We start from the raw sequence: 13,513 nt of genomic DNA on the forward strand, positions 1-13,513 counted from the left end.
GTGGATGTGAGCAAACGAGCCTTTAACTTCTGCGCAGGCCCTGCCGCGCTTCCTGACGCTGTTTTGCAGCGCGCCCAGGCCGAAATGCTGGACTGGAACGGCAAGGGCTTGTCGGTGATGGAAATGAGCCATCGCAGCGACGACTACGTGGCCATCGCCGAAAAGGCCGAGCAGGACCTGCGTGACCTGCTGTCCGTCCCCTCCAACTACAAGGTGCTGTTCCTGCAGGGCGGCGCCAGCCAGCAGTTCGCTGAAATCCCGCTGAACCTGTTGCCGGAAAACGGCACTGCCGACTACATCGAAACCGGCATCTGGTCGAAAAAAGCCATCGAAGAAGCGCGCCGCTTCGGCAATGTCAACGTCGCCGCCAGCGCCAAGCCTTACGACTACCTGGCGATCCCGGGCCAGAACGAGTGGAGCCTGACCAAGAACGCCGCCTACGTGCACTATGCATCCAACGAGACCATCGGTGGCCTGCAGTTTGATTGGGTGCCAGAAACCGGTGACGTCCCGCTGGTGGTCGACATGTCGTCCGACATCCTCTCGCGCCCCATCGACGTGTCGCAGTACGGCCTGATCTACGCCGGTGCGCAGAAGAACATCGGGCCGAGTGGCCTGGTGGTGGTGATCGTGCGTGAAGACCTGCTGGGTCATGCCCGCAGCAGCTGCCCGACCATGCTCGACTACAAGGTTTCAGCTGACAACGGCTCGATGTACAACACCCCGGCCACATACTCCTGGTACCTCTCGGGCCTGGTCTTCGAGTGGCTGAAAGAGCAGGGTGGCGTCGACGCCATGGAGCAGCGCAACCGCGCCAAGAAAGAGCGTCTGTACGGCTTTATCGACAACAGCGACTTCTACACCAACCCGATCAGCCACAACGCCCGTTCGTGGATGAACGTGCCGTTCCGCCTGGCTGACGAGCGCCTGGACAAGGCCTTCCTCGCCGGTGCCGATGCCCGTGGCCTGCTCAACCTCAAGGGCCACCGCTCGGTGGGCGGCATGCGCGCTTCCATCTACAACGCCCTGGGCCTGGAAGCAGTGGAAGCGCTGGTGGGCTACATGGCTGAATTCGAGAAGGAGCACGGCTGATGTCCGAACAGGAACTCAAGGCGCTGCGCGTACGCATCGACAGCCTCGACGAGAAAATCCTCGAGCTGATCAGCGACCGCGCCCGTTGCGCCGAAGAAGTGGCCCGGGTCAAGACCGCCTCGCTGAAAGAAGGCGAGAAGCCGGTGTTCTACCGCCCTGAGCGTGAGGCAGCGGTGCTCAAGCGTGTGATGGAGCGCAACAAAGGCCCGCTGGGCAACGAAGAGATGGCGCGGCTGTTCCGCGAAATCATGTCCTCGTGCCTGGCCCTGGAAGAGCCGCTGAAAATCGCCTATCTCGGCCCTGAGGGTACTTTCACCCAAGCGGCGGCCATGAAGCACTTTGGTCACGCGGTGATCAGCCGCCCGATGGCAGCCATCGACGAAGTGTTCCGTGAAGTGGCGGCCGGTGCTGTCAATTTCGGCGTGGTGCCGGTGGAAAACTCCACCGAAGGCGCTGTCAGCCATACCCTGGACAGCTTCCTTGAGCACGACATGGTGATTTGCGGTGAGGTCGAGCTGCGTATCCACCACCACCTGCTGGTGGGCGAAAATACCAAGACCGACAGTATCACCCGTATCTACTCCCACGCTCAGTCGCTCGCCCAGTGCCGCAAATGGCTGGACGCGCACTACCCGAACGTGGAGCGCGTCGCTGTATCGAGCAATGCCGAGGCCGCCAAGCGCGTCAAGGGTGAGTGGAATTCGGCGGCGATCGCCGGTGATATGGCGGCCAACCTGTATGGTCTGACTCGCCTGGCCGAGAAGATCGAAGACCGCCCGGACAACTCCACGCGCTTCCTGATGATCGGCAACCAGGAAGTGCCGCCGACCGGCGACGACAAGACTTCGATCATCGTTTCGATGAGCAACAAGCCCGGTGCCTTGCACGAGCTGCTGGTGCCGTTCCACCAGAACGGCATCGACCTGACCCGCATCGAGACCCGCCCGTCGCGCAGCGGCAAGTGGACCTACGTGTTCTTCATCGATTTCGTTGGCCACCACCGCGACCCGTTGATCAAAGCGGTGCTGGAGCAGATCAGCCAGGAGGCTGTGGCGCTGAAGGTGCTGGGCTCTTATCCGAAGGCGGTGCTTTGATTTGAAAGTGTTGGGGCTGCAACGCAGCCCCAATGGCCTTCACAGGCTGTCTAGATTTCTGAACAGGGTTCGCACCAGTGGTAAATGCAGCAAAAACCAAACCCGCACCCGTCATCAATCGCCTGGTCGTAGTCGGCCTCGGCTTGATCGGCGGCTCTTTCGCCAAGGGCCTGCGTGAAAGCGGCCTGTGCCGCGAAGTGGTCGGTGTAGACCTGGATGCCCCTTCGCGCAAGCAAGCTGTGGCCCTGGGCGTGGTCGATCGCTGCGAAGAAGACCTTGCAGTCGCCTGTGTCGGTGCCGATGTCATCATGCTGGCCGTACCGATCCTGGCCATGGAAAAAGTCCTGGCCCGCCTGGCTCGGCTTGACCTGGGCAATGCCATCATCACGGATGTCGGCAGCGCCAAGGGCAACGTCGTCCGTGAGGCGCGCGCTGTTTTTGTAAACGAGAGCGCTCAGCGTCTGCCGCGCTTCGTCCCCGGCCACCCCATCGCCGGTTCCGAGCAGAGCGGGGTAGAGGCCTCCAACGCTGCCCTGTTCCGCCGTCACAAGGTCATCCTCACGCCGCTGGCCGAAACCGATCCTGCCGCGCTAGCGCTGGTCGACCGCCTGTGGCGTGCGCTGGATGCCGATGTGGAGCACATGTCGGTCGAGCGCCATGATGAAGTGCTGGCAGCTACCAGTCACTTGCCGCACCTGCTGGCCTTTGGCTTGGTCGACTCGTTGGCCAAACGCAATGAAAACCTCGAGATCTTCCGGTACGCTGCGGGAGGTTTCCGCGATTTCACAAGAATCGCTGGCAGCGACCCGACCATGTGGCACGACATCTTCCTCGCCAACCGCGACGCTGTCCTGCGCACGCTAGATACATATCGCAGCGATCTCGACGCCTTGCGCGACGCGATCGCTGAAGGGGACGGGCACCAGCTGCTGGGTGTATTCACCCGCGCACGGGTTGCCCGCGAGCATTTCAGTAAAATCCTGGCCCGCCGGGCCTATGTGGACGCTATGAACGCCAACGATCTGATTTTCCTGGCCCAACCGGGTGGCCGCCTGAACGGGCGTATTCGTGTACCGGGCGACAAGTCGATTTCCCATCGCTCGATCATGCTCGGCTCGCTGGCCGAAGGCACCACCGAAGTCGAAGGCTTCCTCGAAGGTGAAGACGCGCTGGCGACCCTGCAGGCATTCCGTGACATGGGTGTGGTCATCGAGGGCCCCAACCACGGTCGCGTGACCATTCACGGCGTTGGCCTGCACGGCCTCAAGCCACCACCCGGGCCGCTGTATGTAGGTAACTCCGGTACCTCGATGCGCCTGCTGTCGGGCCTGCTGGCCGGCCAGCCGTTCGACGTCACCATGACAGGCGACGCTTCGCTGTCCAAGCGCCCGATGAACCGTGTGGCCAACCCGCTGCGCGAAATGGGCGCCGTGGTCGAGACAGGTCCGGAAGGCCGCCCACCGCTGACCATTCGCGGCGGTAGCAAGCTCAAGGCATTGACCTACACGCTGCCGATGGCCAGCGCCCAGGTCAAATCGTGCCTGTTGCTGGCCGGCCTGTACGCCGAAGGCAAGACCACCGTCACCGAGCCTGCGCCAACCCGTGACCACACTGAGCGCATGCTGCGCGGCTTTGGCTATGCGGTCGAGTCGAACGGCCCGGTTGCCTCGCTGCAGTCCGGTGGCAAACTCACCGCGACCCGCATCGAGGTGCCGGCCGACATTTCCTCGGCAGCGTTCTTCCTGGTGGCAGCTTCGATCGCTGAGGGCTCCGAGCTGGTGCTGGAGCACGTAGGCATCAACCCGACCCGTACCGGCGTGATCGACATCCTGCGCCTGATGGGCGGCGACATTACCCTGGAAAACCAGCGTGAAGTCGGCGGCGAGCCGGTGGCTGATTTGCGTGTGCGTGGTGCCAAGCTCAAGGGCATTGATATCCCGGAAGAACTGGTACCGCTGGCCATCGACGAGTTCCCGGTGCTGTTCGTGGCCGCCGCCTGCGCCGAAGGGCGTACCGTGCTGCGTGGCGCCGAAGAGCTGCGGGTGAAGGAATCCGACCGTATCCAGGTGATGGCTGACGGCCTGATCACCCTGGGCATCAAGTGTGAACCGACCCCGGACGGCATCATCATCGACGGTGGCCAGTTGGGCGGTGGCGAAGTGCATGGCCACGGTGACCACCGCATTGCCATGGCTTTCAGCGTGGCCTCGCTGCGCGCCAGCGCGCCCATCCGCATCCATGACTGCGCCAACGTCGCCACCTCGTTCCCCAACTTCCTGGCGCTGTGTGCCGAAGTGGGTATCCGCGTGGCGGAAGAGGGCAAGTCGTGAATTCGCTGGCGCCGGTTATCACCATCGACGGGCCTAGCGGCTCGGGTAAGGGCACGGTCGCCGGCCTGCTGGCTCGCGAGCTGGGCTGGAAGCTGCTGGATTCGGGTGCGCTTTACCGCTTGCTGGCGTTCAACGCCAGTAATCACGGTGTCGACCTCACCAACGAAGAGCTGCTGACCAAGCTTGCCGCCCATCTGGATGTGCAGTTCATCGCCGCCGAGCCCGGTAAGCTGCAACAGATCATCCTTGAGGGTGAAGACGTCAGTAACGTCATCCGTACCGAAACGGTAGGTGCGGGTGCCTCGATGGTGGCTTCGCTGCCGGCGGTGCGTGATGCCCTGCTGGTGCGTCAGCGTGAGTTCCGTGAGGCGCCGGGCCTGATCGCCGACGGTCGCGACATGGGCACCGTGGTGTTCCCCGACGCGCCGTTGAAGGTCTTCCTTACCGCCAGCGCGGAGGAGCGTGCACGTCGTCGCTACCTGCAGTTGAAGGGCAAGGGTGAAGATGTTAGTCTGTCGAGTCTGCTGGATGAGATTCGTGCGCGTGATGAACGCGACACCCAACGTGCAGTGGCCCCGCTGAAACCAGCGGTCGATGCCATTCAGTTGGACTCTACCGAGTTGTCCATCGAGCAGGTGTTGCAACGTATCAGGAGCGAGATCGCCCAGCGCGATCTCCTCTGATAGCCAGGAGAGCAGGCAGGGGCACCAGTCAACGTCCTGCCTGCTTTCCTTTACTTAAAACAGACCCACATTGTCTGGAATGTGGCGAGGGGCGTTTGTTTCGCCCGAATTTACAGGAATTAAAATGAGCGAAAGCTTTGCAGAACTCTTTGAAGAAAGCCTGAAAACCCTCAATCTTCAGCCGGGTGCGATCATCACCGGTATCGTTGTCGACATCGACGGCGACTGGGTTACCGTACACGCTGGCCTGAAGTCCGAGGGCGTCATCCCGCTCGAGCAGTTCTACAACGAAGCTGGCGAGCTGACCATCAAGGTCGGTGACGAAGTGCACGTTGCGCTGGACGCGGTCGAAGACGGCTTTGGCGAAACCAAACTGTCCCGTGAAAAAGCCAAGCGCGCCGAGTGCTGGATTGTTCTGGAAGCAGCTTTCGCCGCCGAAGAAGTGGTCAAGGGCGTTATCAACGGTAAGGTTAAGGGCGGCTTCACTGTCGACGTTAACGGCATCCGTGCGTTCCTGCCGGGCTCCCTGGTTGATGTCCGCCCAGTGCGCGACACCACCCACCTGGAAGGCAAAGAGCTGGAATTCAAGGTCATCAAGCTGGACCAGAAGCGCAACAACGTTGTCGTTTCCCGTCGCAGCGTGCTGGAAGCCGAGAACTCCGCCGAGCGCGAAGCCCTGCTGGAAACCCTGCAGGAAGGCCAGCAAGTCAAAGGTATCGTCAAGAACCTCACCGACTACGGCGCATTCGTGGACCTGGGCGGTATCGACGGCCTGCTGCACATCACCGACATGGCCTGGAAGCGCATCAAGCACCCATCGGAAATCGTTAACGTTGGCGACGAAGTCGACGTACGCGTTCTGAAGTTCGACCGCGAGCGCAACCGCGTTTCGCTGGGTCTGAAGCAAATGGGCGAAGATCCGTGGGTAGCTATCACTGCCCGTTACCCAGAAGGTACTCGCGTACAAGCTCGCGTTACCAACCTGACCGACTACGGCTGCTTCGCTGAACTGGAAGAAGGCGTTGAAGGTCTGGTACACGTTTCCGAAATGGACTGGACCAACAAGAACATCCACCCGTCGAAAGTCGTTCAGGTTGGCGACGAAGTGGAAGTCATGGTTCTGGACATCGACGAAGAGCGTCGTCGTATCTCCCTGGGCATCAAGCAGTGCAAGTCCAACCCATGGGAAGACTTCTCCGGCCAGTTCAACAAGGGTGACAAGATCACCGGTACCATCAAGTCGATCACCGACTTCGGTATCTTCATCGGCCTGGACGGCGGCATCGACGGCCTGGTTCACCTGTCCGACATCTCCTGGAACGAAACCGGCGAAGAAGCCGTACGTCGTTTCAAGAAGGGCGACGAGCTGGAAACCGTCATCCTGTCGGTCGATCCAGAGCGCGAGCGCATCTCCCTGGGCATCAAGCAGCTGGAAGACGATCCGTTCTCCAACTTCGTTGCTGTCAATGACAAGGGCGCTATCGTCAAGGGCATCGTGAAAGAAGTTGACGCCAAAGGCGCCATCGTCACTCTGGCCGACGACATCGAAGCCACTCTGAAAGCTTCCGAAATCAGCCGTGACCGCGTTGAAGACGCGCGTAACGTTCTGAAGGAAGGCGAAGAGATCGAAGCCAAGATCATCAGCGTTGACCGCAAGTCGCGCGTTATCAGCCTGTCGATCAAATCGAAAGACGACGCTGAAGAGCGCGAAGCCATCCAGAGCCTGAAAAACGCTCCGGAAGCGGCTGCCGACACCACCATGGCTGCGCTGCTGCGCGAAGCAATGGCCAAGCAGAACTGAGTTCTGTTTGATCGGTAAAAAAGGGCGACCCTCGGGTCGCCCTTTTTTTTGGAGTTGGTTTTGTTTTGTGGTGTTCGCCGTTGGCTTTGCGGTGTTGCGCAAATCGAGCGCAGCTCGCGATGCGCCGCGCGGGCGGCGCTCGATTGTCGCGCCACCGCAAATCCATCGCCGGACGCCTACAAGCCCTCGGTGGCTAGACCATTCTTGTAAAACTTCAATCTTGAATTTTTTTATTAAGTCAAGAACCACCCTGTTCAAATCCTTCCCGGCGTGCTACAAACTGGTTGAGCAATGATCTAGCTGCTTGATAACGAAGGGAAAAATATGACGAAGTCGGAGCTGATCGAACGTATTGTCACCCATCAAGGGCTGCTCTCGTCCAAGGACGTGGAGCTGGCCATCAAGACCATGCTTGAGCAGATGTCACAATGCCTTGCTACCGGCGATCGCATCGAGATCCGCGGTTTTGGCAGCTTCTCGCTGCACTATCGTGCCCCCCGCGTGGGCCGTAACCCGAAGACCGGTCAGTCGGTCAGCCTCGAAGGCAAGTTCGTGCCGCACTTCAAGCCCGGCAAAGAGTTGCGCGATCGGGTCAATGAAGACGAGCATGATGAGGTTCATACCTGATCCCTCAAGGAGCAATCTGATGCGTAACCTCAAGCGCGCCCTGGCGGCGGTATTCGTGCTGCTGTTGGCGGCCGTGGTGCTGTTCTTCGTGCTGGAAAACCAGCAAACCGTGTCGTTGGTCCTGTTCGGCTGGGCTGCTCCGGCAATGCCGGTTGCCGTGCTGGTGTTGGCCGCGTTGGTGATTGGCCTGGCAGTCGGGCCATTGTTGGGTGCCTACGGCGTGCAGCGCAGCAAACGCAAGATCAGGGCGTCTGCCCGACAGGCGGCACTGAGCGGTAACTAGGGAAATTTCCTACGCTCGCTTAGGAAAGCGTCACCTATGCATGCTCTGGTCGTCGTGGAGTAATAGCGCACTTCATTTTCGGCCCAGGTGAGTGTGCGCAGCATGGACTATCCCAGCCTTTCCCATCACGGTGGTACCCGCAGCGTTACCGGGTCTTGTCACCAACTGCATCTCGCCCCATTCACCAGCCTGCTGGTCGACTGCGGCCTGGAGCAGGGCGCCGAGGCAGCGCAAGGCGCAGGCGCTGCGCCGCTCGGCTTTGACGTGCAGGGCATCGAGGCCCTGATCATCACGCATGTGCATCTGGATCACGTTGGCCGTATCCCTGCGCTGCTGGCCGCCGGTTACCGCGGCCCCATTCTGTGCAGTGAGCCTTCCGCACAGCTGCTACCACTGGTGCTGGAAGACGCCTACAAGCTGAGCGTCAGCAGTGATCCCGCGCAGGTGGCGCGGTACCTCGAATTCGTCTGCGACCTTATCGTGCCCCTGCCGTTCGAGCAGTGGCACACGCTGGTCGAGCGCCCAGGCCTTGGCTGTCGCATTCGCTTGCAGCGCGCGGGCCATCTGCTGGGCTCGGCGTATGTCGAGTGCGATATGCAGCATGGGCAGTCCAATAGCCGTTACGTGTTTTCTGGTGACCTGGGGGCGTGTGGCAATCCCTTGTTGCGCCCGCTACAGCCGCCAGAGCGCGCCGACGTGCTGGTGCTGGAAAGTACCTATGGTGACCGCTTGCATCCGCATGTCGGCGACCGCAGGCAGCGGCTGGAAGAGGCCATTGATCGTGCCCTGGCTGACAAGGGTACTCTCCTGATTCCGGCTTTCAGCCTGGGGCGCACCCAGGAGCTGCTGTACGAACTGGAAGACATCCTCTACCGCAAGGCTTTGGTGGGTAACGCTGGCCCAGGCCCCGAGGGTGACCCGCTCGACTGGTCGCAGTTGCCCATTATCCTCGACTCGCCCCTGGCCCAGCGCATCACTGGCGTGTACAGGGAGCTGCACGACTACTGGAATGCCGAGGCCAGGGCTCGCCTTGCCGAAGGGCGCGATCCGCTCGGTTTCAGTCAGCTGATCAGCGTGGATACCCATACCCGGCACCAGCAGGTGGTCAACTACCTCAAGAGCACCGGTCGCCCGGCGATTGTGATTGCCGGTAATGGCATGTGCTCGGGTGGGCGCATCGTCAATTATCTCAAGGCCATGTTGGGAGATTCGCGGCATGAGGTGATGTTTGTGGGGTACCAGGCTAAAGGTACGCCAGGGGCGGTGATTCAGGCCAGCGAGGGGGCGGAAGGGTTTGTGCAGATTGATCTGGATGGGCGGATGTATGAGGTGCAAGCGAAAGTACTGACGTTATCAGGCTACGCCGGGCATGCGGACCAGGCAGCTCTGGTGCGATTTGCCCGAGGTAGTGCGCAGGCTGCCAAGCGGATTGTCTTGGTGCATGGTGAAACAGGTGCCAAGCAAGCGCTGTCCGCCGCCTTGGTGCGACATTTTGGGTCGCAGGCCTGCAACCCCGAAGTCGTCATTGCGTCATGAGCCCGCAAGGCAGCTAAGCGTTTGTCGAAAAAGGAGAACTTTTATGTTACACGTCACTCTATGGCTGGATGATGCTTAGAGTGTGAACCTTGGAGAGGTCACAGAATTGTCGCTACGCTGTAGTCGAGCGTGGCGACGGTGCTGCTCGAAAGCGCTGTTCAGGCATTCAGCAATGCATATTTCAGACCGACCCAAGGAAAGACATAGTAAATGCGCAACGATCAAGGGCGCTTGGCTGATGACAACGAGATTGACCTGATTGAGCTTGTGGAAGGCGTATGGCGACAGAAGCTGTGGGTAGCGGTGATCGCTGTACCGATCGTGCTTGTCGGGTTGGCTTATGCGTTGCTTGCACCGCGGGTTTACCAGGCAAGGTTATTCGTCGAGCCGCCTTCGCGTGATGAAATTGCCCAGCTCAATTACGGGCGGGGGGGAGATAGTGGGCTGTCAACATACTCGGTCAAGGATGTTTACGATGTGTATGTGAGGGAACTGAATTCTGAAACGGTACGCAGCAAATTCTACCGTACTGTCTATGAGCCGGCATTGACTGGAAACGAGCGGGTTGGCTCACGCGATGTGCTTTACGCCCAGTTCCTCAGCAAGTTGACCGTCGAGCAAGTCACTAAAGATGGCCCGAACCGCTATGTGATAGCGGCCAGCACCGAAGACCCGAACCAGGCAGCGCAATGGGTAGCGGCCTATGCTGAGATGGCGTCGGAGCTTGCCAAGGAAGAGGTATTGACAGGGCACCGCAGTGAGCTGGCGGTCAAGGCCGAGAATCTTCAGTGGGAAATTGATGCGGCTCAAGCGAGCGCCCGCAAATTGCGGGAAGATCAGTTGGTCCGTTTGAGAGAGGCGTTGAAGGTTGCCAAGTCCATTGGGCTGGAGAAGCCACCTATCATTTCTGGAAGCCTGTCGTCGGAAGTGTCGGCTGCCATGAGTGGTGCCTTGACCTACATGCGGGGAAGCAAGGCGATCGAAGCAGAAATCGAAACGTTGCAATCCCGGTCTTCGGATGATGCATTCATTGACGGTTTGCGAGCCAGGCAAGAGCGGCTGGCATTCTACCGAGGTTTGAAAGTAGACCCTCAAAGTGTTCAGGTTTTCACCCAAGATGGCGTCGTGGAGCTTCCTGACAAGCCTGTAAAACCCAAGCGGGCGCTGATCGTGACGGCGGCGCTGGTATTGGGTTTGGCCGTTGGTGTGCTGGTCGCAATCATGCGTGACCTGCTGCAGCGGCGCAGAAAGCCCGCAGCCCTCTCTCGTGTGATTGGCAACGAATGATTGGTTGGTTCTGATGGAAGGTAAGTCAGCGTTATGAATAACAATTATCTGGTTTCTATCGTAGTACCAACCCATAACCGGTCGAAATACGCCATATCCTGCATTGAAAGCCTGCTGGAAATTCCTTCTCAAGAGGTGCAGGTGGTTGTTCATGACACCAGCAATGATGCTTGCGACCTGGCCCGGTGGGCGCAGGCACAAGAGGATCATCGCCTTGTGTATGTTCACTGGCAGAGCCGCTTGTCGATGACCGAGAACCACGAGCGGGCCATCGCGCTGGCGACAGGCGAGTATGTGTGCCTGATCGGCGACGACGATACAGTTTCCAACCATATCATCGAGTTTGCCCGTTACGCCAAGGACCATTCAATCGCCATGCTCACGCCCAAAGTGCGTGCGGCTTATTACTGGCCGGACTTCCGTACCAAATTTTACGGAGCCGCTCATGCCGGGCGCATTTATCTCGAGCATTTTGAGACCACCTTGACCGAGTGGGATGTACGGGAGCGGCTCGATAACGCCCTCAGGCACGCCTGCCAAGGTACAGATGCAATGCCCAAGCTTTATCATGGTCTGGTCAGGAACGAACTGCTGGCCGGTCTGAGGCAGAAAAACGGCAAGGTATTTTTTGGTACCAGCCCGGACATGTCGGCGGCCGTCGCATTGTCGATCCAGCCAGGCCGTTACAGCTTGGTCGACTTCCCGTTCACCATGCCTGGCGGGGCAGGGGGGAGCAACAGCGGGCGAAGTGCGGAAGGCAAGCACAAAGGCAGCCTGAAGGATGACCCGCATCTGGCGCCGTTCAAGGGCTTGGTCTGGCCCGACTTCATTCCGCAATTCTTTAGTGTGGAGACTGTATGGGCACATGCAGCCTGGGAAACCCTGGAGAACGTTGGCAATGATGAAAAGGCCCGCTTCAATTTCGCCAGGCTGTATGCGCTTTGCCTGTTGCACCACCGTGATTACGCCCAGGTTATTCTGGGGGCGCGGCGTGCAGCGGCGCAGAGGCAGTTCAAGGGTGTGAGCCTGCTGCACGTTGGTGCCGCGTTCATTGCTGTGGCCGGTCAGTATGCCTGGGGCCGGGCCAAGCGCCTGATGAAGCCGGGTGCCAACTACGGCAGGGAGGTTGTGGCTACGGTGGAAAACGTACGCCTGGCCAAGCATGAACTGGACAATAACCTGGCTGCGAAGGTCGGTACTGCTCCCGTTTCCATAAAGCGCGGCTAAGGCTTAGCTCATGCCAGAAGTGTGTATGTGTCATGCAGCTACGTAACCTGACTACCCTGCTGTTTGCCAGCTTTTCCGGCAAGCTTGTCTATGCGATGGCCAGCCTGGCGGCATTGCCGCTGGCAACACGCTTGCTCGGCGCGGAAGCCATGGGCATGGTTGGCTTTTTTACGACGCTGCTGATGGTGCTGATGGTGGCTGAAGGCGGGCTCACCAGCAACATCATCCACCGGATGGCCCGCTCGGTTGCTGTCAGCCCGCAGAAGGCACGGCGCAACAGGGCGGCAGACCTGTCGATGGTGTCCAGCTACTTCGCAACATTCACATTAATCGGTGCCATCGCGTTTCTGGGCGTGGGCCTGGCTTCGGGCTTCATGGCAGAGCACTGGCTCAGTATCGAAGATGTTGGCAAGGCCGCTGCCCGGCAATCGTTGTGGTATATGGCGGGTTTCATCGCCCTCAACTTTCCGATCATGCTCCTGCAAGCGGTGCTGGCAGGCAAGGAAATGCAATTAGCGCTCAATGCCCTGTACGTTCCATATTCCTTGCTGCGTACGCTCGGGGTACTGCTACCGCTTTACCTGTTTCCTGGCATGCGTTCGATCGAGTTCTACTTCCTGCTCCAAGTCATTGTACAAGTCAGCTATTTGTTGGCCTTGTTGTGGGTAGTGCACGGTAAGACCGGGTTCCTGCCGTGGCTGTATCGCTTCAAGATGGGCTATCTGCGGCGCGGGTATGTCTATGGGAGGGGGGTCCTGCTGATTTCCATTACTTCGGTACTAACCACTCAGTACGACAAATTGTACCTCAGCGGCCGTATCACCCTGGAAGCCTTTGGCTACTACACCTTGGCAACCACGCTGGCTGGCGTTGCGTACATCTTCTCGACGGCGTTCAATTCAGTGCTGTTCCCGCGCATGGCCGCGTGCTTTTCAGCGAATGACGAACGCAGTGTCGAGCGCATCCACACCGCTTCGTTGTGCATCATGTCATCGGTGCTGGTGCTGTTATGCTGTGCTGTGGTCCTGTTCAAGCCTCTTGTCCTTGGCATTCTGTTTGCGCCTGACGTGGCAGCGGGCGTCTCCAGTGTGGTGGGCATACTGGTGGTCGGGACCTCCTTGCAGTCACTGCTGATTGTTCCGTTTGCCTTGCAGTTGGCGACCAAGTGGACAACGCTTGCGTTTCGCTTGAACGTGGTGGCTATTCCGTTGATGCTCCTCGGTCTTCCGCTTCTGGTCGAGCGTTGGGGCAGTAACGGGGCGGCGTGGATGTGGCTTTTGTATAACATTTACTCCGTATTATTGACTTTCTTCTTTGTTTGCAAGCGCCATCCTTATCTGACCAAGGGCGTATTTACCGGTCTGAAGGTGCTGGCGATGTCCATTACAGCCGGGGTTGTTTTCTTTGCCGCTGCCAACGCAGTGTGCGAGAGGTTGGTTAGCGACTATTACCGGCTAGGGGTGGTCGTGGTGGCTACTGTTGTGGCAGTACTCGCCAGCCTGGTGCTAAATCGAAAATCCTTGCTCGCATTCAGATAATGCTTGCAGCCTTCA

General features: G+C 59.4%; 11 protein-coding genes. All 11 read left to right on the top strand.

Annotated elements, in window-relative coordinates; genetic code table 11:
• Positions 1–6: 6 nt before the first annotated feature.
• The 11 genes from serC to PM2_RS09960 all read left to right on the top strand — a co-directional run bounded on the left by serC (position 7) and on the right by PM2_RS09960 (position 13,498).
• Positions 7–1,092 (top strand): 3-phosphoserine/phosphohydroxythreonine transaminase, encoded by a 1,086-nt coding sequence (serC, locus tag PM2_RS09910; protein ID WP_028698676.1) that lies wholly within the window; start codon positions 7–9, stop codon positions 1,090–1,092.
• Positions 1,092–2,186 carry a prephenate dehydratase gene (gene pheA, locus PM2_RS09915; protein ID WP_016715021.1) on the top strand — a complete coding sequence of 365 codons (1,095 nt, stop codon included), beginning with the start codon at positions 1,092–1,094 and terminating at the stop codon, positions 2,184–2,186. Before serC ends, pheA begins: the two co-directional genes overlap by 1 nt.
• Positions 2,187–2,263: 77 nt before the next feature.
• Positions 2,264–4,516 carry a bifunctional prephenate dehydrogenase/3-phosphoshikimate 1-carboxyvinyltransferase gene (locus PM2_RS09920; RefSeq protein ID WP_016715022.1) on the top strand — a complete coding sequence of 751 codons (2,253 nt, stop codon included), beginning with the start codon at positions 2,264–2,266 and terminating at the stop codon, positions 4,514–4,516.
• The gene (gene cmk, locus PM2_RS09925) at positions 4,513–5,199 is read left to right on the top strand and encodes a (d)CMP kinase (protein WP_016715023.1); all 687 of its coding nucleotides are present in this window, start codon (positions 4,513–4,515) and stop codon (positions 5,197–5,199) included. The genes PM2_RS09920 and cmk overlap by 4 nt, the downstream gene beginning before the upstream one ends.
• Positions 5,200–5,323: 124 nt before the next feature.
• Complete coding sequence (gene rpsA, locus PM2_RS09930; RefSeq protein ID WP_003252673.1) at positions 5,324–7,000, top strand: 30S ribosomal protein S1; 1,677 nt, start codon at positions 5,324–5,326, stop codon at positions 6,998–7,000.
• A 324-nt stretch (positions 7,001–7,324) separates the two neighbouring features.
• Complete coding sequence (gene ihfB, locus PM2_RS09935) at positions 7,325–7,627, top strand: integration host factor subunit beta (RefSeq protein WP_016715025.1); 303 nt, start codon at positions 7,325–7,327, stop codon at positions 7,625–7,627.
• A gap of 19 nt (positions 7,628–7,646) precedes the next feature.
• On the top strand, positions 7,647–7,910 hold the full coding sequence (locus PM2_RS09940) for a lipopolysaccharide assembly protein LapA domain-containing protein (RefSeq protein ID WP_016715026.1): 264 nt from the start codon (positions 7,647–7,649) through the stop codon (positions 7,908–7,910).
• Between the two features lie 102 nt (positions 7,911–8,012).
• Complete coding sequence (locus PM2_RS09945) at positions 8,013–9,446, top strand: MBL fold metallo-hydrolase (RefSeq protein ID WP_028698675.1); 1,434 nt, start codon at positions 8,013–8,015, stop codon at positions 9,444–9,446.
• Between the two features lie 210 nt (positions 9,447–9,656).
• Positions 9,657–10,733, top strand: coding sequence for an LPS O-antigen chain length determinant protein WzzB (locus tag PM2_RS09950; protein WP_028698674.1), 1,077 nt, complete (start codon positions 9,657–9,659; stop codon positions 10,731–10,733).
• Positions 10,734–10,766: 33 nt separating this feature from the next.
• Positions 10,767–11,960 carry a glycosyltransferase family 2 protein gene (locus PM2_RS09955; protein ID WP_016715029.1) on the top strand — a complete coding sequence of 398 codons (1,194 nt, stop codon included), beginning with the start codon at positions 10,767–10,769 and terminating at the stop codon, positions 11,958–11,960.
• A gap of 32 nt (positions 11,961–11,992) precedes the next feature.
• Positions 11,993–13,498, top strand: coding sequence for an MATE family efflux transporter (locus PM2_RS09960; protein WP_016715030.1), 1,506 nt, complete (start codon positions 11,993–11,995; stop codon positions 13,496–13,498).
• Positions 13,499–13,513: the final 15 nt, after the last annotated feature.

It is taken from the genome of Pseudomonas monteilii NBRC 103158 = DSM 14164 (assembly GCF_000730605.1).
Classification (GTDB): domain Bacteria; phylum Pseudomonadota; class Gammaproteobacteria; order Pseudomonadales; family Pseudomonadaceae; genus Aquipseudomonas; species Aquipseudomonas monteilii.

Bases quoted from the DNA above. Each gene is read 5' to 3' on its own strand.
- pheA (WP_016715021.1), top strand. From the start codon at position 1,092: ATGTCCGAACAGGAACTCAAGGCGCTGCGCGTACGCATCGACAGCCTC.
- ihfB (WP_016715025.1), top strand. From the start codon at position 7,325: ATGACGAAGTCGGAGCTGATCGAACGTATTGTCACCCATCAAGGGCTG.
- rpsA (WP_003252673.1), top strand. From the start codon at position 5,324: ATGAGCGAAAGCTTTGCAGAACTCTTTGAAGAAAGCCTGAAAACCCTC.
- PM2_RS09940 (WP_016715026.1), top strand. From the start codon at position 7,647: ATGCGTAACCTCAAGCGCGCCCTGGCGGCGGTATTCGTGCTGCTGTTG.
- PM2_RS09950 (WP_028698674.1), top strand. From the start codon at position 9,657: ATGCGCAACGATCAAGGGCGCTTGGCTGATGACAACGAGATTGACCTG.
- PM2_RS09960 (WP_016715030.1), top strand. From the start codon at position 11,993: ATGCAGCTACGTAACCTGACTACCCTGCTGTTTGCCAGCTTTTCCGGC.
- PM2_RS09945 (WP_028698675.1), top strand. From the start codon at position 8,013: ATGGACTATCCCAGCCTTTCCCATCACGGTGGTACCCGCAGCGTTACC.
- PM2_RS09955 (WP_016715029.1), top strand. From the start codon at position 10,767: ATGAATAACAATTATCTGGTTTCTATCGTAGTACCAACCCATAACCGG.